This window comes from Microbacterium sp., from assembly GCF_031180975.1.
GTDB lineage: Bacteria > Actinomycetota > Actinomycetes > Actinomycetales > Microbacteriaceae > Microbacterium.
Genome location: NZ_JAPSLI010000003.1, coordinates 259,275 through 281,220, shown reverse-complemented (window position 1 = coordinate 281,220; position 21,946 = coordinate 259,275). Strand labels below are relative to the sequence as shown.

The 21,946-nt window shown below is 68.1% G+C and carries 20 protein-coding genes; 7 read left to right on the top strand and 13 right to left on the bottom strand.

The features are described 5' to 3' along the window. Positions 1–14 precede the first annotated feature (14 nt). A complete protein-coding gene (gene leuA / locus RIF65_RS06125; protein WP_309066429.1) occupies positions 15–1,769 on the bottom strand; it encodes a 2-isopropylmalate synthase in 1,755 nt (584 codons plus the stop codon). A gap of 192 nt (positions 1,770–1,961) precedes the next feature. Here leuA and RIF65_RS06120 point away from each other — a divergent pair, with 192 nt between their 5' ends. After that, on the top strand, positions 1,962–2,618 hold the full coding sequence (locus RIF65_RS06120; RefSeq protein WP_309066428.1) for a hypothetical protein: 657 nt from the start codon (positions 1,962–1,964) through the stop codon (positions 2,616–2,618). 15 nt (positions 2,619–2,633) lie between these two features. On the opposite strand, the gene RIF65_RS06115 is transcribed toward RIF65_RS06120, so the two are convergent. From RIF65_RS06115 to lepA, 12 genes are all read right to left on the bottom strand, one after another. Further along, the gene (locus RIF65_RS06115; protein ID WP_309066427.1) at positions 2,634–3,593 is read right to left on the bottom strand and encodes an alcohol dehydrogenase catalytic domain-containing protein; all 960 of its coding nucleotides are present in this window, start codon (positions 3,591–3,593) and stop codon (positions 2,634–2,636) included. A gap of 1 nt (position 3,594) precedes the next feature. After that, positions 3,595–4,488 (bottom strand): GTPase Era, encoded by an 894-nt coding sequence (gene era / locus RIF65_RS06110; RefSeq protein WP_309066426.1) that lies wholly within the window; start codon positions 4,486–4,488, stop codon positions 3,595–3,597. Continuing rightward, complete coding sequence (locus tag RIF65_RS06105) at positions 4,481–5,776, bottom strand: hemolysin family protein (RefSeq protein WP_309066425.1); 1,296 nt, start codon at positions 5,774–5,776, stop codon at positions 4,481–4,483. The genes era and RIF65_RS06105 overlap by 8 nt, the downstream gene beginning before the upstream one ends. Then, positions 5,773–6,231 carry an rRNA maturation RNase YbeY gene (gene ybeY / locus RIF65_RS06100; protein WP_309066424.1) on the bottom strand — a complete coding sequence of 153 codons (459 nt, stop codon included), beginning with the start codon at positions 6,229–6,231 and terminating at the stop codon, positions 5,773–5,775. The genes RIF65_RS06105 and ybeY overlap by 4 nt, the downstream gene beginning before the upstream one ends. Further along, entirely contained in the window at positions 6,228–7,253 is a 1,026-nt protein-coding gene (locus RIF65_RS06095) for a PhoH family protein (protein ID WP_309066502.1), read from the bottom strand. The genes ybeY and RIF65_RS06095 overlap by 4 nt, the downstream gene beginning before the upstream one ends. A 67-nt stretch (positions 7,254–7,320) precedes the next feature. Next, positions 7,321–7,668, bottom strand: a complete 348-nt coding sequence (locus RIF65_RS06090) for an HIT domain-containing protein (RefSeq protein WP_309066423.1) — start codon at positions 7,666–7,668, stop codon at positions 7,321–7,323. Between the two features lie 60 nt (positions 7,669–7,728). After that, positions 7,729–8,457 (bottom strand): 16S rRNA (uracil(1498)-N(3))-methyltransferase, encoded by a 729-nt coding sequence (locus tag RIF65_RS06085; RefSeq protein ID WP_309066422.1) that lies wholly within the window; start codon positions 8,455–8,457, stop codon positions 7,729–7,731. A gap of 25 nt (positions 8,458–8,482) precedes the next feature. Continuing rightward, positions 8,483–9,586, bottom strand: a complete 1,104-nt coding sequence (gene dnaJ / locus RIF65_RS06080) for a molecular chaperone DnaJ (protein WP_309066421.1) — start codon at positions 9,584–9,586, stop codon at positions 8,483–8,485. A 34-nt stretch (positions 9,587–9,620) separates the two neighbouring features. Continuing rightward, a complete protein-coding gene (hrcA, locus tag RIF65_RS06075) occupies positions 9,621–10,664 on the bottom strand; it encodes a heat-inducible transcriptional repressor HrcA (protein ID WP_309066420.1) in 1,044 nt (347 codons plus the stop codon). 56 nt (positions 10,665–10,720) lie between these two features. Continuing rightward, positions 10,721–11,971, bottom strand: a complete 1,251-nt coding sequence (gene hemW, locus RIF65_RS06070; protein WP_309066419.1) for a radical SAM family heme chaperone HemW — start codon at positions 11,969–11,971, stop codon at positions 10,721–10,723. Next, a complete protein-coding gene (locus RIF65_RS06065; protein WP_309066418.1) occupies positions 11,971–12,621 on the bottom strand; it encodes a DUF1990 family protein in 651 nt (216 codons plus the stop codon). The genes hemW and RIF65_RS06065 overlap by 1 nt, the downstream gene beginning before the upstream one ends. Before the next feature lie 181 nt (positions 12,622–12,802). Then, the gene (gene lepA, locus RIF65_RS06060) at positions 12,803–14,653 is read right to left on the bottom strand and encodes a translation elongation factor 4 (RefSeq protein ID WP_309066417.1); all 1,851 of its coding nucleotides are present in this window, start codon (positions 14,651–14,653) and stop codon (positions 12,803–12,805) included. A gap of 258 nt (positions 14,654–14,911) precedes the next feature. Between lepA and RIF65_RS06055 the strand changes: the two genes are divergently transcribed. The 6 genes from RIF65_RS06055 (at position 14,912) to rpsT (ending at position 21,845) form a co-directional block, all read left to right on the top strand. Continuing rightward, a complete protein-coding gene (locus RIF65_RS06055; protein ID WP_309066416.1) occupies positions 14,912–15,895 on the top strand; it encodes an ABC transporter permease in 984 nt (327 codons plus the stop codon). A gap of 1 nt (position 15,896) precedes the next feature. Next, on the top strand, positions 15,897–16,826 hold the full coding sequence (locus RIF65_RS06050; protein ID WP_309066415.1) for an ABC transporter permease: 930 nt from the start codon (positions 15,897–15,899) through the stop codon (positions 16,824–16,826). Next, positions 16,823–18,748 carry an ABC transporter ATP-binding protein gene (locus RIF65_RS06045; RefSeq protein WP_309066414.1) on the top strand — a complete coding sequence of 642 codons (1,926 nt, stop codon included), beginning with the start codon at positions 16,823–16,825 and terminating at the stop codon, positions 18,746–18,748. Before RIF65_RS06050 ends, RIF65_RS06045 begins: the two co-directional genes overlap by 4 nt. A gap of 149 nt (positions 18,749–18,897) precedes the next feature. Continuing rightward, positions 18,898–20,616, top strand: a complete 1,719-nt coding sequence (locus RIF65_RS06040) for an ABC transporter family substrate-binding protein (protein WP_309066413.1) — start codon at positions 18,898–18,900, stop codon at positions 20,614–20,616. 89 nt (positions 20,617–20,705) lie between these two features. After that, complete coding sequence (locus RIF65_RS06035) at positions 20,706–21,449, top strand: alpha/beta fold hydrolase (RefSeq protein ID WP_309066412.1); 744 nt, start codon at positions 20,706–20,708, stop codon at positions 21,447–21,449. A 135-nt stretch (positions 21,450–21,584) separates the two neighbouring features. Then, a complete protein-coding gene (gene rpsT / locus RIF65_RS06030) occupies positions 21,585–21,845 on the top strand; it encodes a 30S ribosomal protein S20 (protein ID WP_309066411.1) in 261 nt (86 codons plus the stop codon). Positions 21,846–21,946: the final 101 nt, after the last annotated feature.

Genomic DNA, 21,946 nt, shown 5'->3' with positions numbered 1-21,946 from the left:
AAAAAGAAGGAAGGTCAGACGGCGGCGAGCTCGCCGACGCGCGCGCGGATCGAGCGGTTCACACCCGAAACGATCGCCTTCAGGCTCGCCGTAGAGATGTCACCGTCGATCCCGACACCCCAGAGCCGCTGATCGCCGACCTGCAGCTCGACGTAGGCGGCGGCCTGCGCGTCGCCGCCGGCGCTGAGTGCGTGCTCGACGTAGTCGTAGACAGTGATGTCGAATCCGTGCTCGCGCAGCACCTCGACGAAGGCTGCGACGGGGCCGTTGCCGCGGCCGGATGCCGTGACCCGCTGCTCATCGTCGCGCAGCACCACGTCCAGCTGCACCTCGCCCGACATGTCGCTGCGGATCTCGGTGCCGAGCAGTTCGAACCGGCCCCATTTGGCCGACTGGTCCGCGGCGGGCAGGTACTCGTCGGTGAAGATCTCCCAGATCTCCTCGCTGGTGACCTCGCCGCCCTCTGCATCCGTCTTGGCCTGCACGACGCCGGAGAACTCGATCTGCAGCTTGCGTGGCAGGTCGATGGCGTGGTCGGTCTTCAGCAGGTACGCCACTCCCCCCTTGCCGGACTGTGAGTTGACGCGGATGACCGCTTCGTACGAGCGGCCCAGATCCTTCGGGTCGACCGGGAGGTACGGCACCGCCCACTCGATCTCGTCCACCGACACGCCCTGCGTCTTGGCACGGGCATCCATGGCCTCGAAACCCTTCTTGATGGCGTCCTGGTGCGAGCCGCTGAACGCGGTGAAGACGAGGTCCCCGGCCCACGGGCTGCGCTCCGGCACCGGCAGCTGGTTGCAGTACTCGACCGTGCGCTTGATCTGGTCGATGTCGCTGAAGTCGATCTGCGGGTCGATGCCCTGGGTGAACAGGTTGATGCCCAGCGCGACCAGGTCGACGTTGCCGGTGCGCTCGCCGTTGCCGAACAGACATCCCTCGATGCGGTCGGCGCCGGCCATGTAGCCCAATTCCGCCGCGGCGATGGCGGTACCGCGGTCGTTGTGCGGATGCAGCGACAGGATGACGTTCTCACGGTGCGCCAGGTGCCGGTTCATCCACTCGATCGAGTCGGCGTACACGTTGGGCGATGCCATCTCCACAGTGGCCGGCAGGTTGATGATCACCTTGCGGTCCGGGGTCGGCTCGAGAACGTCCAGCACCGCGTTGCACACCTCGACGGCGTACTCCAGCTCGGTGCCGGTGTAGCTCTCCGGCGAGTACTCGTAGTACACCTGCGTGTCGGGGATGCGCTTCTCGAACTGGCGGCACAGCCGGGCTCCCTCGAGCGCGATCTGCTTGACGCCCTCGCGGTCGGAGCGGAACACGACATCGCGCTGCAGCACGCTGGTGGAGTTGTAGAAATGCACGATGGCCTGCTTGGCCCCGGCGATCGCCTCGTAGGTGCGCTCGATGAGGTGCTCGCGGCACTGGGTCAGCACCTGAATGGTGACGTCGTCGGGGATCAGGTTCTCTTCGATCAGCTGACGCACGAAGTCGAAATCGGTCTGGCTGGCGGACGGGAAACCGACTTCGATCTCCTTGTACCCCATGCTCACGAGCAACTCGAACATGACGCGCTTGCGCTCAGGGGACATCGGATCGATGAGGGCCTGGTTGCCGTCGCGCAGGTCGACCGCGCACCAGCGGGGCGCCTGCGTGATGCGCTTGGCCGGCCAGGTGCGGTCGGGCAGGTCGACCTGGATCTGCTCGTGGAACGGACGGTACTTGTGAACCGGCATCGAGGAGGGGCGCTGATTGTTCTTCATGGGACTTCTTCTCTTCGTCGAAATGTGTCAGGCCAACACGAGCGCCGCGACGAGGAAGGCCCGGAATCAGGCCTCGTCGCGGCAGCTAAGAAGAAGCAGCGCGCCGAAAGGCATGCATCGATCGTAACAGCATCGGATGCCAGGATGCACGCAACCGTGAGACGATCGGCCATGGCACGACACTCTCGAAGCATGAGCACACTGCGCAGCGTCGGGCATCTCGCGGCCGTCTCCCTTGTCGGAATGCTCGTGCTGAACGGCTGCACGGGCACTCCCGGCTCGGCACCGCCGACCAGTTCGGCCGACGCCGACGGCCCCCGGCTGGGCGCGGAGGCGCCGACACCGCCGGCCGGAGAAGTGACTGGCACGGGCACCGTGATGGACGAGAACGGTGCGGTGGAGTTCTGCCTCGGTCCGATCATGGAGTCCTATCCCCCGCAGTGCAGCGGCATCCCGATCGAGGGCTGGAGCTGGGACGGGGTCGAGGGCAGCGAGGCGAGCGGCACGACGCGCTGGGGCGCGTACGCGCTGACCGGCACATACGACGGCGAGCGGTTCACGCCGACCCAGCCGCCGATCCTTCTGGCGCTGTACGACCCGATGATGCCCGAGGATCCGACCGGCGGAGAGACCGGCGACACCTCAGAGGAGCGGCTGCTCGAGATCCAGGCGCAACTCGACGGGCGGCTCGGCGACGACGGCTCGACGTACTTCGGGTCCTACCCCGAGCGCGGCTACCTGTGGGTGGACGTGCTGTGGGACGACGGCACCTATCAGAATGCCGCGGACGCCGAGTTCGGCGACGGTGTGGTGGTCATCCGTTCCGCGTTGCGCGAGAGCGCCGGCTGACCCGAGGCGACGCCGTCACGGGATCAGCGCGAGCTTGCCACCCGGGTGCCCCTGCCCCAAGAATCCCAGCGCGTCGGGCGCGTGAGCGAGCGGGAAGGTGCGAGCGAGCGGCACCGTGAGCAGGCCGCGCTCGGCGAGGTCGACCAGGCGCGCCCTGGCGGCGTCCCGGAACCGAGCGCTGTCGGGCTGGGATCCGGCGATGGCGTGGAAGCCGTGTTGAGCGGCCCGTGCCGCCGCGGCGACGGTCACGACGCGGCCGCGGTCGGGGATGAGCTCGAGGGAGACGTCCACCGCCTCGTCGGTGCCGGCGGCGTCCAAGGCCGCCGCCAGGCGGCCGGCGTGCGCCTGCGACGCGGCATCCCGCACGCGCTGCGACAACCCGGGTCCGTACGCCACCGGGATGCCGCCGAACCGGCGCACCTCATCGAACCGCGCGGGACTGGCCGTGCCGATCACGGTGACGCCACGCAGTGCCGCCTGCTGCAGCACGCTGGCCCCGACAGCACCGGATGCCGCGTGCAGCAGGACGGTCTCCCCTTCCGCGGCGTCCACGACGGCGAGCATCTCGGCGGCTGTCGTGCCGGCGAGCAGGAGGTTCGCCGCCTCGGCGTGCGTCAGCGTGCTCGGCTTGTGCAGCACCTTGTCGGCGGGGACAGTGAGCGCGGTGGCATACCCGCCGCGCACGCGGAACGCGATCACCTCGTCGCCGACGGAGGCCTCACCCGTGATGATGCCCGTGCTCGGGCCGATGGCCTCGATCACCCCCGACACCTCGTAGCCGATGGGGACCGGCCAGCGAACATCGGCGCCGCTCGAGCTTCGTGGAGCTGCGACGTGCTTGGCATCCGCCGGGTTCACGCCGGCCGCGCGCACCCGGATCGTCACCTCTCCCGGGCCGGGCGGCGGCGGCTCGGTCTCGACGAAACGCCAAGTCTGCGGTGGTCCCCATGCGGGGGCGATCCAGTGGCGTTCCACGTCAGAATCCGAGGCGGCCCAGCTGCTTCGGGTCGCGCTGCCATTCCTTGGCGACCTTGACGTGCAGCTTCAGGAACACGCGGGTGCCGAGGAGCTCCTCGATGCCGGCGCGGGCGGCGGCGCCGACGTCGCGGAGCCGCGAGCCCTTGCGTCCGATGATGATGGCCTTCTGGCTGTCTCGCTCGACGACGATCGAGGCGTGCACGTCGGTCAGATCGCCGTCCTCGCGCGGGGCGATGTCGTCGACGACCACGGCGATCGAGTGCGGCAGTTCGTCGCGCACGCCCTCCAGCGCCGCCTCCCGGATGATCTCCGCGATGCGGTCCTCGTCGGATTCGTCGGTGACGACGCCCTCGTCGTACAGCCGCGGACCGGTCGGCATCAGCTGCACGATCTCGTCGGCGAGCACGTCCAGCTGCTCGCGGGTGAGCGCGGACAGCGGGATCACCGCAGCCCAGTCCTCGCGCAGCGAGTCGACCTCCATGAGCCGCTCGACGATGTCGTCCTTGTGCGCGGCATCCGTCTTGGTGACGATCGCGACCTTCTTGGCACGCGGATAGCCGTCCAGTGAGGCGGCGATGCGCCGGTCGCCCGGGCCCACCTTCTCGGTCGCGGGCACGCAGAAGCCGATCACGTCCACGTCGCCGAGCACCTGCTCGACGAGGTCGTTGAGCCGCTCGCCGAGGAGCGTCCGCGGCTTGTGGATGCCGGGGGTGTCGACGATCACCAGTTGCCCGTCGGGGCGGTTCAGGATGCCGCGGATCGCCCGCCGGGTGGTCTGCGGCTTCTCGCTGGTGATGGCGATCTTCTCGCCCACCAGCGCGTTGGTCAGCGTGGATTTGCCGACGTTGGGCCGTCCGACGAACGTCACGAATCCGCTGCGCGTCTCAGTCATCCCGCTCTCCTTCTTCACGATCGTCCTCTTCGGTGTCCTGCGGCACCCGCTCCACGAACACGGTGGCGATACCGCGGCCGCGTCCGCGGGAGGCGCCGCCGGTGAGCACCAGGCCGTGCACGGTGGCCGTGGCTCCCGGCTGGGGGATGCGGCCCAGAGCCTTGCCGAGCAGCCCGCCGATGGAGTCGACGTCGTCGTCCTCCAGCTCGAGGCCGAACAGGTCGCCGACGTCCTCGAGGGAGAGCCGGGAGCTCACCCGGTAGCGACCATCGCCGAGGTCGACGACCTCGGCCGGTCCGCGGTCGTATTCGTCGGAGATCTCGCCGACCAGTTCCTCGATGAGGTCCTCCAGCGTGACGAGGCCCGAAATGCCGCCGTGCTCGTCGATGACGAGGCACACGTGCACGGCGTCGCGCTTCATCTGCTGCAGCAACGTCTCGGCACGCATCGATTCCGGCACGAACGTGGCGGGGCGGGCGATCGGACGCACGAGCGCGCCACGCCAGGCGCTGTCGTCGCGGTAGGCGAACTGCACGAGGTCCTTGAGGTACAGCACGCCGACGACGTCGTCCGCCTCGTCGTCGACCACCGGCATCCTCGAGACCCCGCTGCGCAGGAACAGATCCATCGCCTCGGTGGTGGTCGCCGCCGCGTCCACGGTGAGCATCTCGGTACGCGGAACCATCACCGCGCGCACGAACTGGTCGGTGAAGTCGAAGACGGAGTGGATCAGGTCGCGGTCGTCCTCCTCGATGAGGTCGTTCGACGCGGCCTCGTCGACCATGCTGAGCAGTTGCTCCTCCGATGCGAAGCTGCTGCGGCCGGTGCCGGGCGTCACTCGCTGCCCGACGCGCACCAACGCCTGCGCGAGCGGACCGAGCAGGATCCGCACGCCGCGGACGGTGGGCGCCCACACCCGCAGCATCCCGTCGGCGTGCAGCCGCCCGAACGAGCGCGGGCTGGAGCCGACGAGCACGAACGTGATGCCGGTCATGAGCACGGCGGCGGCGAGCATCGCCCACCAGATGTTCGGCAGCAGGAACGCGAACGCCACGGTGACCAGCACGGCCGCGGTCGTCTCTGCGAGCACACGCATGAACGCCACGGCGTTGACGTGCGGGTCGGGGTCGGCGGCGATGCGGCGCAGCGCGACCGCGCCGCGCCCGTCCTCTGCCATCTCCTCCAGGTCGGAGCGGGAACTGACCGAGAAGGCGGCGTCCACCGCCGCCATGAGACCGCCGAAGGCGACCAGGAGCACGGCGGCGGCGAGCAGTATCGCCGGGGTCATCGGTGCCGTTCGGCCCGGGCGAACCCGGCGATCAGCTCGCGCTGCAGGCCGAACATCTCACGCTCCTCGTCGGGCTCCGCGTGGTCGAAGCCGAGCAGGTGCAGCAGGCCGTGCGTGGTGAGCAGGATCAGCTCGTCCATCAGCGAGTGGCCGGCTGCGGCCGCCTGCGTCTCGGCGACCTGCGGGCACAGCACGATGTCGCCGAGAAGCCCCGGGGCGGTGGGGCGGTCGGGCGTACCCGGACGCAGCTCGTCCATCGGGAAGCTCAGCACGTCGGTGGGGCCCGGTTCGTCCATCCACTGCACGTGCAGCGACTCCATCGCTCCCTCGTCGACCAGGACGATCGCGACCTCGGCGTCGGGGCTGACGTGCAGCTGCGCGAGGTTGAACTCGGTGAGCCGCTGCAGCACCGTCTCGTCGATCTCGACGGCGGACTCGTTGTTGATCTCGATCATGCCAGGCCTCGTCTCGGCTTGCGGTCGCGGGGCGACTGCCGCAGTGCAGCACGCCGCTCCGCGCGGTTGGCGAACTCATGCGCCTGCTCGCGCTCGATGCGCGCGGCGGTGCGCTGCTCGTCGTATTCGCTGTACGCGTCGACGATGCGACCGACCAGCGAGTGGCGCACCACGTCGTCGCTGGTCAGCCGTGCGAAGTGGATGTCGTCGATGTCCTTCAGCACGCGTGTCACCAGGCGCAGCCCGGACGCGCCGTGCGGAAGGTCGATCTGGGTGATGTCGCCGGTGACGACCATCTTGGTGCCGAACCCGAGGCGCGTGAGGAACATCTTCATCTGCTCCGGTGTGGTGTTCTGCGCCTCGTCGAGCACGACGAACGAGTCGTTCAGGGTGCGGCCGCGCATGTACGCCAGCGGCGCGACCTCGATGGTGCCGGTGGTCATCAGCCGCGGCACGACCTCGGGGTCCATCATCTCGTTCAGCGCGTCGTACAGGGGACGCAGATACGGGTCGATCTTGTCGGTGAGCGATCCGGGCAGGAACCCGAGCCGCTCGCCGGCCTCGACGGCGGGGCGGGTGAGGATGATCCGCTGCACCTCTTTGCGCTGCAGCGCCTGCACGGCCTTGGCCATAGCCAGGTAGGTCTTTCCGGTCCCCGCCGGGCCGATGCCGAACACGATGGTGTTCTGGTCGATCGCGTCGACATACTCCTTCTGCCCCATCGTCTTGGGGCGGATGACCTTGCCGCGAGTGGAAAGGATCGCCTCGCCGAGCACCTCGCTGGGCCGCGGGCCCTCGTCCAGGCGCAGCATCCGTGCCGAGTTCTCGACGTCGCTGGGAAGCAGGTCGTGGCCAGCCCTGGTCATCGCGATGAGCTCTTCCACGAGCTTCTTCGCCTCGGCGACGTCCTCGGCGGAGCCGCCGAGGTTGATCTCATTGCCGCGGACGAGCACCTGAACGCGCGGATGCTGCTTCTCCAGCATCCGCAGCAGCCGGTCCTGCGGGCCGAGCAGCTGCACCATGGCGACGCCGTCGGCGTACAGGCGCTCGGTGTACTCGGGCTGTGCGGGGAACTGCGGAGCGGATTCGTCAGGCACCGAGGCTCTTCTCGTCGAGGCCGCCAGCGAGCAGGTGTGCGTGCACGTGGAACACGGTCTGGCCTGCTCCCGCTCCGGTGTTGAAGATCAGCCGGAACTCCCCGTCGGCGTGCTCTGTGGCGAGATCCTTCGCGACGGCCACCATCTCCGCCAGCAGTTCCGGATCGCCGGCGGCCAGCTCGGTGACGTCGCGGTACTCCTGGGTCTTGGGGATCACCAGGAGGTGCACGGGCGCCTGCGGCGCGATGTCGCGGATCGCGAAGACACGGTCCGTGTCGGCGAGGATCTCGCCAGGGATCTCCCCGTTCAGGATGCGGGTGAAGATCGAGGGTTCCGTCATGCGTTCAGTCTACTGACCGGGGCGGACCCGAGCCTCGGGTGCGGCGGTGTGCCCCGGCCCTCACCAGCGGCCGAGCGCCCCGGAGAGCACCGCGATCGCGGCGGGACCCGCGGTGGAGGTGCGCAGCACGGTGTCACCCAGCCGCACGCGCTCGGCTCCCGCGTCGGCGAAACGGGTGAGCTCCTCAGGAGCGATGCCGCCCTCCGGCCCGACCACGAGCAGGATGTCGCGACCGTCGGGCCGGATGCCGGTGAGCCGCGCCTGTGCGGTGGGGTCGAGCACCAGCATCCGTCGGTCGGCGGCGAGAGCTGCAAGCTGCGCGGTGCTGTGCACCTCGTCGACCCGCGGCACCCACGGCCGGTGCGCCTGCTTGGCCGCCTCACGCGCGATGGTGGCCCACCGATCCCGCCCCTTGGCGGCCTTCGCGCCCTCCCAGCGGGAGATGCTGCGACCCGCCTGCCACGGGATGATCTCGTCCACGCCGAGTTCGCACGCCGCCTGCACGGCGAGCTCGTCACGGTCGCCCTTGGCCAACGCCTGGGCGAGGGCGATGCGCACCGGCGGGGCGTCGTGGGTGGTGCGGCTGTGCACCCGGACCCTCACCTGTGCGGCCGAGACGTCCTCGACCACGCCTTCGAGCCATACCCCCGACCCGTCGCCCAGTGTGACCGTCTCCCCCACACGCACCCGGCGGACCACGGCGGCGTGCTTGGCCTCCGCTCCGGTGAGCGTGACGAGCTCGCCCACCTCCGCGTCGGTGGAGGTGGGGGTGACGAAGTGCAGCGACATGGCCGTCCGTTCGGTTCGGTGCAGATCAGTGGCTGCGGAACCGGTCGCGCAGCTTGGAGAACAGGCCTTGCTGGAACTGCGCGAGCCGCGGCGCCGGCGCCTTGGTCTTCTTCGCGAAGTCCTCGATGAGCTTGCGCTGTGCGGCGTCCAGCCTGGTCGGCGTGACCACCTGCACGCCGACGCGGAGGTCGCCGCGCTGGGTGCCGCGCAGCGGCGTGATGCCGCGCCCGGAGATGGTCAGCATGTCCCCCGACTGGATGCCGGGGCGGATCTCCAGATCGACCGCGCCGTCCAGACCCTCGATCGTCGTGGTGGTGCCGAGGATGGCATCCGTCATCGACACCTCGAGAGTCGCCAGCAGATCGTCGCCGTCGCGGCTGAACACCGGATGCGGGGCGACCGAGACCTCGACGTAGAGATCGCCGTTGGGGCCACCGCCGTGACCGACCTCGCCCGAGCCGGGCAGCTGCAGGCGCAGGCCGGTCTCGACGCCGGCGGGGATGTCGAGCGAGACGGTGCGGCGCGAACGGACCCGTCCCTGACCGCCGCAGGTGCCGCACGGGTACGGGATCTTCGTGCCGTAACCCTCGCAACTGCCGCACGGCTGGGAGGTGACGACGTTGCCGAGCAGGCTGCGCACCTGGCGCTGCACATGCCCGCTTCCGCCGCAGACGTCACAGGTCACCGGTGAGGTGCCGGGCTGGCAGCACGAACCCTGGCAGGTCTCGCAGAGCACGGCCGTGTCGACCTCGATGTCGCGGTGCACGCCGAACACCACGTCACCGAGCTCGAGGTTGATGCGCACGAGAGCGTCCTGACCGCGTTCCCGGCGCGAGCGCGGCCGGCCGGCACGCGCCCCACCGGAGCCGAAGAACGTCTCGAAGATGTCGCCGAATCCGCCGAACCCGCCGAAGGAGCCGCCGTCGTCGCCGCCCATGTCGTAGCGCCGGCGGGACTCCTCGTCGCTGAGCACGTCGTACGCGTGCGTGACCAGCTTGAAGCGCTCGGAGGCGTCCTCCCCGGGGTTCACGTCGGGGTGCAGCTGCCGGGCGAGCTTCCGATACGCCTTCTTGATCTCGTCCTGGGTGGCGTCGCGAGACACCCCGAGGACCTCATAGTGGTCGGCCACTTTCGCCTTTCTGGGTACGTCTGAGCGCGCCGCCTCAGCGGCTCGCCTCGTCTTCCTCGAGCATCCGCGTCAGGTAGCGGGCCACGGCCCTGGCCGCTGCGAGGTTGCTCGGATAGTCCATGCGCGTCGGGCCCATCACGCCGACGCGCGCCGTGCCGCCGGAGGCTGCGTAGTTGCTGGCCACGATCGACGCCTCCGTGAGGCCGAACGGGGCGTTCTCGCTGCCGATGCTGGTGGCGAGACCGTGCTCGTCCGTCACCATCTCGCTCATCAGGCGCAGCAGGGTCACCTGCTCCTCGATCGCCTCGAGCAGCGGATGGATGCTGCCGCGGAAGTCCTGCTCGCGGCGGGCGAGCGTCGCCGCGCCCGCCATCACCAGGCGGTCCTGCCGGAACTCGTCGAGCTCCTCCGCGATGACGACGGTGAGCGGCGCCAGTGCGGCGTGGATGCGCACCGCGGGCGAGCCCTCCTCCGGCACGGCGAGGGATTGCAGCCGGTCCGCCGCGTCGCTGACTGCCCGGCCCGTGACGAGCGCGGCGAGACGGGCGCGGAGCACGGCGACGTCCTCGTCGTCGACGTCGATCGGCAGGTGAGCGATGCGCTGCGACACGCCGCCGGTGTCGGTGACGAGGATCACGAGCAGGCGGTTGGGCGCGATGGCGACGAGCTCGACGTGCGTGATGTGGGCGCGGGCGAACGACGGGTACTGGGCGAGCGCCACCTGGCCGGTGAGCTGCGTGAGCACGCGGACGGTGCGCGCCATCAGGTCGTCGAGGTCGCTCGGGTCGGCGAGGAAGGTCTCGATGGCGCTGCGCTGAGCGGCCGAGAGCGGACGCAGCTGAGCCAAGTGGTTGACGAACACCCGGTAGCCCTTGTCTGTGGGCACGCGTCCCGACGACGTGTGCGGCGCGACGATGAGTTCCTCGTCCTCGAGCTGGGCCATGTCGTTGCGGATGGTGGCGGCGGAGACCCCGAATGCGTGGCGCTCGACGATCGACCTGCTGCCGACCGGTTCGTGGGACTCGACGTAGTCCTGCACGATGGCGCGGAGAACCTGCAGTCCTCTCTCTGTGACCATCATCCCTCCCGCTGGCACTCAGTCCTACCGAGTGCCAATTCTACCCGTCATGCCCGTCAGTCGGTGAGGGCGCGCACGACGGCATCCGCAAGAAGACGCCCTCGCAGCGTGAGGCGCACGCGACGCTCGCGCAGGGCGGGTTGCGCCTGCACCAGGCCGTCGGCGATCAGCCCGGCGACCCGATCGCGCCTTTCAGGAGGGATGTCGTCGAGCGGCAGCCCCTCGGCGAGCCGGCTCTGCAGCAGGACGCGCTCGAGGTTCCGCGCATCGGCGCCAGGTCGTTCCCGGCCGGCGGCGGGCGACTGCGCACCCGCGAGCCGCTGCGCGTAGGCGGCCGGGTGCTTGACGTTCCACCAGCGCAGGCCCGCCACGTGGCTGTGCGCGCCCGGGCCGAAGCCCCACCAGTCCGACCCGCGCCAGTACGCCATGTTGTGACGGGAACGGTGATCCTCGGTTCCCGCGTCCGCCTGCGCGGCGTTCGCGCGACGCGCCCAGTTGCTCACCTCATACCAGTCGTATCCCGCGTCGGCGAGTCGCGCGTCGGCCAGCTCGTACATGTCGGCCTGCAGGTCGTCGTCGGGCGCGGGCACCTCGCCGCGGCGGATCTGCCTGGCGAGCTTGGTGCCGTCCTCGATGATCAGCGCGTAGGCCGAGATGTGGTCGGGCGCGAGCCCCAGTGCCGCGTCGAGCGAGCGCTCCCAGTCGCCCAGGCTTTCGCCGGGCGCACCGTAGATCAGGTCGACGCTCACGTCCAGGCCGACATCGCGCGCCGCGCGCACCGCCGCGCCGACGTTCTCCGGACGATGGGTGCGGTCCAGGGCCGCCAGCACGTGCGGGACGGCGGACTGCATGCCGATGGACACCCGGGTGACCCCGGCGTCGGCGAGTGTGCGCATCACGTCGGTGGTGACCGTGTCGGGGTTGGCCTCGACGGTGACCTCGGCGCCGTCGCGGATGCCGAACGCGGTCGCCGCGGCGTCCAGCATCCGGGCGAGGTCACCGGGCGGGAGCAGGGTCGGGGTCCCGCCGCCGAAGAACACCGTGTCGAGGGGGCGCGGCCCTCCGGCCTCCGCCAGCACCCGCCTGGCGAGGTCGATCTCTCCGATCAGGGTGGTCGCGTAGTCCTCCTGACGGGCGCCGCGCAGCTCACCGGAGGTGTAGGTGTTGAAGTCGCAGTAGCCGCAGCGCACACGACAGAACGGCACGTGCAGGTAGGCGGAGAACGGAACAGCCGGGTCGATCGGAAGATCCGAAGGCAGTCGACCGTCGGACGGAGCGGGGTCTCCGAGCGGAAGCGGACCCGCCATCAGACGGGGGTCGCATACAGCGGGGAGATCGCGCGGAGGTAGCGCGCGAACAGTTCGCGACGGCGACGCTTGACGAGCCACGGGATGCGGTACAGCACCGAAACAGGGGCGTCGAAGGCGCGGACCGTGAACCACACCTCGTCAGTGTCCTCGCGCCACTCCACGTCGAACGACTCCTCACCGCTCACGACCGAGCCGCCGACGGTACCGAGCACGAAGCCGATGCGGCGACGCTCCTCGGTGACCGAGATGACGCGCAGCTCGGCGTCGGCCCGCATACCGGCGACGCGTCCGCGCACCTTCAGGGTCATGCCGGGGGCCACGAACGGGGTGCCCTCGCCGTCGTAGCGCTGCTCGACGGTGGTGCGGTTCGGCGCGATGGGAGCACCCTCGGCGTCGAAGCTCACGCCGCTGTAGCCGGCGCCGGATGCCGGACGTACGTCGATCAATTCCAGGCCGGCGGCGCGCTGCGCCGTCCAGGACAGCAGCGCCTCCCCCGCAGTGTGGAAGCGTTCCTCGCCGCTGCCGATCCGCCATGACTCCTCGGCGGGGATGCTGCGCTCCGGCGGGTACTGCATGAGATCGGGGGCGTGGGTCGCCCCGACCGCGGCGTAGTCCACCGTGCCTTCTCGGAATGTGCCGCGACGCATGAGGTCCAGCCTACCCAGGCAAGCTGGACACCGCCCGAATCGCCCGGCCCGCCCGGCTGGGTGCCTGAGCCCGTGGAAGGGCCCAACCTGCAACCGAGGCTTATCCACAGCCCGGAACGGCATCAACCTGATCCGAGGAAGATCGACGTCATGCCGTGGACGTAGGGACCCAGCCAGCGGGCTACTTCTTGTCCTTGCCTTCGACGTCGCCGGACAAGGCGGCGATGAACGCCTCCTGGGGGACCTCGACGCGCCCGACCATCTTCATGCGCTTCTTCCCCTCCTTCTGCTTCTCGAGGAGCTTGCGCTTGCGGCTGATGTCACCGCCGTAGCACTTGGCGAGCACGTCCTTGCGGATCGCACGGATGGTCTCGCGGGCGATGATGCGAGCGCCGATGGCCGCCTGGATCGGCACCTCGAACTGCTGACGCGGAATGAGCTTCCGCAGCCGCTCGGCCATCATCGTGCCGTAGCTGTACGCCTTGTCACGGTGCACGATCGAGCTGAAGGCGTCGACCTTCTCGCCCTGCAGCAGGATGTCGACCTTCACCAGATCGGCCTCCTGCTGACCGGACGGCTCGTAGTCGAGGGACGCGTACCCCTGGGTCTTCGACTTCAGCTGGTCGAAGAAGTCGAACACGATCTCGCCGAGCGGGATGTTGTAACGCAGCTCGACGCGCTCCTCGGAGAAGTACTCCATACCCAGAAGCGAACCGCGACGGGACTGGCACAGCTCCATGACGGTGCCGACGTAGTCCTTCGGCAGCAGAATGGCTGCCTTCACCATCGGCTCGGCCACACTGGCGACCCGACCGTCGGGGTACTCGCTGGGGTTGGTGACGGTGACCTTCTCCCCCGTGTCGGTGGTGACCTCGTAGATCACGCTGGGCGCGGTCGTGATGAGGTCGAGGTCGAACTCACGCGAGAGACGCTCGGTGATGATCTCGAGGTGCAGCAGTCCGAGGAATCCGCAGCGGAAGCCGAAGCCGAGCGCGACGGATGTCTCCGGCTCGTACTGCAGCGAGGCGTCCGACAGCTTGAGCTTGTCGAGCGCTTCGCGCAGCAGTGCGTAGTCGCTGCCGTCGATCGGGTAGATGCCCGAGAACACCATCGGCTTGGGATCGGTGTATCCGGCCAGCGCCTCTTCGGCGGGCTTGCGGGCGCTCGTGACGGTGTCACCCACCTTCGACTGCCGCACGTCCTTCACACCGGTGATGAGATAGCCCACCTCGCCGACGCCGAGGCCCTTGGTGGGGATCGGCTCGGGGCTCGATACGCCGATCTCGAGCAGATCGTGCGTGGCCTTGGTCGACATCATCTGGATGCGCTCGCGTGGTTGCAGCTGCCCGTCCACCATGCGCACGTAGGTCACCACGCCGCGGTAGGCGTCGTACACCGAGTCGAAGATCATCGCGCGCGCCGGTGCGTCCGGGTCGCCGACCGGTGCTGGGATCTGCTCGACGATGCGGTCCAGCAGCTCCTCCACGCCGACGCCGGTCTTGCCCGACACTCGCAGCACGTCCTCAGGGCGCCCACCGATGAGGTCGGCGAGCTCCTTCGCGAACTTGTCCGGGTCCGCGGCCGGTAGGTCGATCTTGTTCAGCACAGGGATGATCGTCAGATCGTTCTCGAGCGCCAAGTACAGGTTCGCGAGGGTCTGCGCTTCGATGCCCTGCGCGGCGTCGACCAGCAGGATCGCCCCTTCGCACGCGGCGAGGGAACGCGACACCTCGTACGTGAAGTCGACGTGGCCGGGAGTGTCGATCATGTTGAGCGCGAACGTCTGGTCCTCGAGCTGCCACGGCATCCGCACCGCCTGGCTCTTGATCGTGATGCCGCGCTCGCGCTCGATGTCCATGCGATCGAGGTACTGCGCACGCATGTCGCGATCGGCGACCACGCCAGTGATCTGCAGCATCCGATCCGCCAGCGTCGACTTGCCGTGGTCGATGTGGGCGATGATGCAGAAGTTGCGGATCTGCGTCGCGGGCGTGGCTGCGGGCGACAACGGGGAGAGTGCGCGGGGTGACATGCGGTCCTTGTGCGAGCGGTCGGGTTCCGTCGATTCTACGTTCAGGAGGGCCTAATCCCCGATTCGTCCCGACCGGTGATAGTCTCCCGAAGTTGCCTGGGGAACAGTGACACTGGATACCGCAGGCGTTAGGACTCCGTAACAGCCCGATGCGGTGTCACTTCGTGAAAACGATGGATGATGCTTGAATACATCCCGACCCAGCGTTGCGTCGGCAGATCCCGCGCACGGCTGTAGAACAGAGAAAGAATCATCACCTTGATCAAGTATCTCGTGCGCCGCCTATTGGGGTGGGCGCTGATGATCGTCGTCGCGACGAACATCACCTACTTCCTGGCGTGGAACTTCCTCGATCCCGAGAACAACTACGCCCAGCGCCGCCCGCCGCTCTCCCCCGAGGAGATCGAGCGGCTCCTCGCTCCCCGCAACCTGAGCGAGAACATCCCGCTCCTGGAGCGCTGGTGGACGTGGATCACCGGGATCGTCCTCCGCTGGGATTGGGGCCTCGGGCCCACCGGTGAATCGGTCAACGAGCAGGTCGCGTACCGGATCTGGGTCAGTGCGGAACTGGTTCTGGGCGCGACGCTCATCACGACCGTCATCGGCATCGCGCTCGGTGTGTACACCGCGTCACGGCAGTACAAGCTCGCCGACCGGATCGGTCAGGCCACCAGCATCATCACGATGAACATCCCGATCGTGGTCGCCGGCCTCGCGTTCGTGCTCCTCGCCATCAACTTCAACAACGCCGTCGGCACCCGCGTGTTCTATGTCACCGGCTCCGCCAGCCAAGGTGTCACCGGCTTCTTCCCCGTTCTCATCGACGTGCTGCAGCATCTGATCCTGCCCACGCTCGCCCTGGTGCTCACCGGTTACGCCGGCATCCACTTCCTGCAGCGCTCCCTGCTGCTGGACAACATCAAGGCCGACTACGTCCGCACGGCGAGGGCGAAGGGCCTGACCAAGGCGCAGGCGGTGCGCAAGCACGCGCTGCGCACCTCGCTGATCCCGGTCGCCACGCAGGTGGCGTTCACCATCCCCACGGTGTTCACCGGAGCAGTCCTGACCGAGACGATCTTCAACTGGAACGGCATGGGCCGATACTTCCTGACGACGCTCGGCACCAATGACATCCACGGCACGGTCGCGATCGCTGCATTCGGCGCGCTGATGACCGCGATCGGCGCCATCCTCGCCGACGTCGCCGTCGTCGTCCTCGACCCGAGAGTGCGAGTGAGCTGACATGACCACTGAGATGTTCGACCCCACCGTCCAGGCCGCAGGCACCGAAGCCACCGCGCCGGTCAGCCGCAAGCGCACCTCGAAGTGGACGCTCTACAGCCGCCGCTTCATGCGCAACCGCGCCGCCGTCGTCGGCGTCGTGGTGCTGATCCTGCTGATCATCTTCGCGATCGTCGGCCCGCTCATCGCGCCCTACAGTCACACGCACCTCGACTTCCTCGCCCTGCGCAAGGCGCCGTCGGCCGACCACTGGTTCGGAACGAACGGCTCCGGCAACGACAACTTCGCCCAGGTCGCCGTGGGTCTGCAGCGCTCGATCATGATCGCCGTGCTCGTCGCGGTCGGCACGACGGTGCTCTCCGCCATCGTGGGGGCGACGGCGGCGTACTTCGGCGGCTTCTACGAGCGCGCGACGCTCGTCGTGATCCACTTCATGATGGTCATCCCGAACTTCCTCATCCTCGCGATGATCTCCAACGACGTCGGCGGCAACTGGCTGATCATCTCGCTGGTGATGATCTTCATCGTCGGCTGGTTCATGCCCGCCCGCATCATCTGGACGCTGTCGCTGTCCATCCGCGAACGCGAGTTCATCCACGCCGCGCGCTACGCGGGCCTTTCCGGCTGGCGCATCGTGCTTCGTCACATGCTTCCCAACATCGGCTCACTGCTGGTGATCAACTTCACACTCGGGATCGTCGCCGCCGTGCTGACCGAGACGGGCCTGTCGTTCCTCGGTTTCGGCGTGAAGCTGCCCGACGTGTCTCTGGGAGCTCTGATCGGTTACGGCGCGAGCACCATCACCAGTGCGCCATGGCTGTTCTACTACCCGGCAGCGGTCCTCACCCTGCTGACCGTGTCCATGGCGCTCATCGCCGACGGTCTGCGCGACGCCCTCGATCCCACCTCGGCGGCAGGAGGCCGCGCATGAGCACCGTACTCTCCGTTCGTGACCTGAAGGTCAGCTTCCCCTCCGAGGCAGGGCGCGTCGACGCCGTGCGCGGTGTCTCCTTCGACCTCGAGTCCGGCAAGACGCTGGGCATCGTCGGCGAGTCGGGCTCCGGCAAATCCGTCACCTCGCTGGCGATCATGGGGCTGCTCGATGAGAACGCCCGCGTCAGCGGCTCGATCATCTTCGACGGCCAGGAACTGCTGGGCAAGAGCGACAAGCAGATGTCGGTCATCCGCGGCAACGGCATGGCGATGGTCTTCCAGGACCCGCTCACCTCTCTGACGCCCGTCTTCACGATCGGCGACCAGCTGATCGAAGCGCTGACGGTGCACCGCAAGCTGTCGAAGAAGGATGCCTGGGATCGCTCCATCGAACTGCTCACGCTGGTCGGGATCAACGAGCCCGAGCGGCGCATGAAGCAGTTCCCGCACGAGTTCTCCGGTGGGATGCGGCAGCGCGTGGTCATCGCGATCGCAATGGCCAACGATCCGAAGCTGATCATCGCCGACGAGCCGACGACCGCGCTCGACGTCACGATCCAGGCCCAGATCCTCGACCTCATGAAGAAGGCGCAGGACGAGACCGGCGCCGCCATGATCATGATCACCCACGACATGGGCGTGGTCGCGAACACCGCAGACGACGTGCTGGTGATGTACGCGGGCAAGCCTGTGGAGCACGCGCCGGTGCGCGAGCTCTTCTACCACACGCGGATGCCGTACTCGATCGGCCTTTTGGGCGCGATCCCCCGTGTGGACAAGGGCGAGAAAACGCCGCTGATTCCGATCAAGGGCAATCCCCCGCTGCTGATCGATCTGCCCGACGCGTGCCCGTTCGCGCCGCGCTGCCCGATCGCCGTCGAAGCCTGCCTCACCCGCGAGCCCGATCTCGCACCTGTGGCGACCGGAACTGGCGAATCGCACACCGCCGCCTGCATCCGCGCGGACCAGATCGAGGACGGCGGCGTCATCGGCGGACTGCCCGTGTACCCCGTCCCCGAGATCCCCGAGAGCAGCCTCACCCGCACGCCGCGCGAGCAGCGGCCGGTCACCCTCGAGGTGCGCAATCTCAACAAGACCTTCCCGATCCTGAAGGGCGTGCTCAAGCGCAAGGTCGGCGAGGTGCACGCTGTGAAGGGCATCAGCTTCGACGTCCGCGAGGGCGAGACGATGGCGATCGTCGGTGAGTCCGGCAGCGGCAAGACCACGACGCTGCTGCAGATCATGGACCTCGTGAAGCCCGAGGACGGCGACATCGTGATCGCCGGCACCAAGGTCGAGGACATCCGCAACCGCGCCCATGAGCGGCGCGTGCGGCGCGACCTGCAGATCGTGTTCCAGGACCCGATGGGTGCGCTCGACCCGCGCATGACCGTGTCCGACATCATCGCCGAGCCGATGCTGTCGATCGGGATGCCGAAGGAGGAGGCGTACGACCGAGTCGACGAGCTGATGGACATCGTCGGCCTCAATCCCGCGCACAGCGACCGGTTCCCGGGCGCGTTCTCGGGCGGTCAGCGTCAGCGCATCGGCATCGCTCGCGCCCTGTCGACCAACCCGAAGATCGTCGTGCTCGACGAGCCGGTCTCGGCGCTGGACGTCTCGATCCAGGCGGGTGTCATCAACCTGTTGGACGAACTGAAGGCGAAGCTGGGGCTGTCGTACCTGTTCGTCGCGCACGATCTCGCCGTCGTGCGGCACATCGCCGACCGCGTCGCGGTCATGTACAAGGGCGCGTTCGTGGAGCACGGCGACGTCGACGACGTGTTCGACAACCCGCAGCATCCGTACACGCAGGCGCTGCTGTCGGCGATCCCCGTCCCCGACCCAGACATCGAGCGCACCCGCCAGCGGGTCGTGTTCGACCCGGAGGCCATGGCGGCGCGCCCCGCGTCGGTCTGACCTCCCGTACCACCGGGGAACGTTACGGGCCGATCACAGAGGATCACCGTCCGATAACAGTTAGTCACGATTCACTTGCGCGCACCTCTACGCGGGTTGATCGCGAACTAGTCTTCCCCTATCGAACGCCGAAAGGCGAAAGGAGCACCATGAAGCAGCACAAGCTGATGGGAGCGGTCGCGATCAGCGGCGCTCTCGCGCTCGCCCTTGGCGGGTGTGCAGCGAACACCGGAGACAACGGTGGAAACGGCGGCGGCGACGGAGAGAAGGAGACCGTCACCGGTGCGGACTACAACCCGCAGCCGCGCGAGAACCTCAAGCAGGGCGGCGAGCTTCGCATTCCTGTGCCCAACATCGCGGAGCAGCTGAACCACTTCCACAGCGACGGCGACGCGCGCGTGACCCAGATCTCCACCTGGTTCACCCCGCAGCTCCTGCTGATGAAGCCCGACGGAACCGTATACAAGAACGACGCGTACCTGGACGAGTACTCGTTCGGCGTCGAGGACGGCAACACCGTCATCCGTTTCAAGGTCACCGAGGAGGCGACCTGGAACGACGGCACTCCGATCGACTGGAAGTCGTTCGAGGCGACCTGGAAGGCGCAGAACGGCGAGAACGAGGCCTACCAGCCGAACGCGACCGACGGCTGGAAGGAGATCAAGTCCGTCGAGAAGGGCGAGACCGACAAGGACGTCATCGTCACCTTCGACGGCGAGTTCGCCTGGCCGGAGATGGTGTACACCGGCGGCCTCCTGCACCCGGCCGTCAACACGCCGGAGCTGTTCAACACCGCGTTCCTGGGTGACTGGCACGCAGAGTGGGGCGCAGGTCCGTACACGGTCGAGAGCTACGACAAGACCGGTGGCTTCGTGAACCTGGTTCCGAACGACAAGTGGTGGGGCGAGAAGCCGCTGCTCGACAAGGTCACCTTCGTGCAGATGGAGCCGACCGCCGCGGTCAACGCTCTTCGCAACGACGAGGTCGACATGGCCGAGACCGGCAGCGCCGAGCTGCTCGCGCAGATCGAGGACCTCGAAGGCGTGAAGACCTACAAGGGCCAGGCGACCGCCAACGCTCTGTTCACGCTGAACTCCGCCTCGCCGGCTCTGAAGGAGCTCGAGGTCCGTGAGGCCATCTTCACCGCGATCAACCTCGAGCAGATCAAGGAGATCGTCTTCAACGGCCTGAACTACACCGAGCCGCCCGCCGGCTCGCTCACGCTTTTCTCGTTCCAGCCGCACTACAGCAACTCGCTGGAGAAGGCCGGCCGCAAGGACGGCGACACCGAGAAGGCGAACAAGCTGCTCGACGACGCCGGCTGGGTCGCCGGTGAGGACGGCATCCGCGAGAAGGACGGCCAGAAGCTGTCCATCGTCTTCCCCGTGCACAGCGACACCGAGACCGCCCGTGCGCGTTCGGTGGCCGTCCAGGCACAGCTGAAGGAGATCGGTGTCGAGGTGAAGGTCGACCAGCGTCCGTCTTCGGACTTCGCTGAGGACTACACCAACCAGAACGGCGACATGTTCTTCCTGAACTTCACGTCGTCCGACCCGTTCGGTGCGGCCTGGTTCTGCCAGCTGTACTGCTCGGACAGCGGTCTGAACCTGTCGGGCACCGGCACGCCGGAGATCGACAAGATGATCCACGAGGAGCTGGAGACCATCTCCGACCCCGAGGAGCAGACCAAGAAGGCCATGGAGATGGAGGCCGAGATCTTCAAGCAGACCTGGGGCCTGCTGCCGGCCTTCAACGGCCCGGAGATCTGGACCGTCAAGGAGGGCCTCGCCAACCTGACGCCGGAGCCGTACGTCGGCCTCGACCTGTTCGGCGTTCAGCCGGTCGAGAACGTCGGTTGGGAGAAGTAATTCCCTGATGGGCCGCTGAGCTCGTCGAAGCGGTCCATGAGCGGGGCCGGTGGTTCGTCCGCCGGCCCCGCTTTCCTATGCTTGGGAGCGTGACTGTCCAGGTCGTTCTCGTGCACGGCATCCGCACCTCCGCCACCATGTGGCGATCGCAGGTCGCGTGGCTCGACCAGAACGGCATCCCCGTCACCGCCGTCGATTTGCCGGGCCACGGCACGCGTCGCGACGAGGTCTTCACCATCGATGGCGCGTTCGCGACGATCGATGAGGCGGTGCGGGATGCCGCCGAGCGCGGCCCGGTGCTGCTGGTCGGGCACTCGATGGGCGGTCTGCTCACCCTGGAGTACACCGGTGCGGTCGATCCTCCGCCGGTGAGCGGCCTGGTGGCCGTGTCGTGCACGGCCCTCCCTCGCGGAGCCGCACTGGCCGCGTACCGCACCTTCGCCAGGACCATCGATCGGCTGCCGGATCGCGGCCTGTGGCTGACCCGACGGATGCTGGCTGCGACGCTGCCGCCCGAGACGCGCCATGACTACGAGGCGGGCGGATATGCGCTCGACGCCCAGGACATCGCCCTGAGCAGCCTGTCCTCTCTCGACCTCGCGACGGCCGTGGCCCGCATCCGGGTGCCCCTCTGGTTCGTCAACGGGCAGTTCGATCAGCTGCGTGTGAATGAGCGGCTGTTCACCCGGCTCGCACGGCATGCGGAACTGATCGTCGTGCCGAAGACGTCGCACCTCGTGACCACGATGCGACCGGCCGCGTTCAACGCGGTGCTCCGGCTCGCCGTCGCGACAGTCGAGGCGGGGATCGGCGCGGAGGGGCGCGCCGGGTGAGTCGTTCGCGCGGTCCCGCCCGTGCTGGTAACATTGACTCTTGGCTTGCGTGTGGGTTCGTCCCTCACGACCGCCGTTCGGCGCCCCTCTCTCGCCGGCGGCATCCGATCATCATCAGATAGAAAGTGTCCACACGTGGCAAACATCAAGTCGCAGATCAAGCGCAACAAGACGAACCTGAAGGCTCAGGAGCGCAACAAGGCCGTCAAGAGCGAGCTGAAGACGTGGGTCCGCAAGACCCGCGAGGCCGTCGTCGCCGGCGACAAGGAGGCCGCTGAGGCCGCCCTCGCCAAGGCATCCGTCAAGCTCGACAAGGCCGTCAGCAAGGGTGTCGTGCACAAGAACCAGGCGAAGAACCGCAAGTCGGCCATCGCCAAGCAGGTCGCCTCGCTCTGAGTCGCATCGCACGTCAGGAGGTCCGTCCCGTCAGGGGCGGGCCTCCTTCGTTTCTGCGCAAGACTCTTGCTTTGGATCCTTGCCGGTGTCGTACATATGTT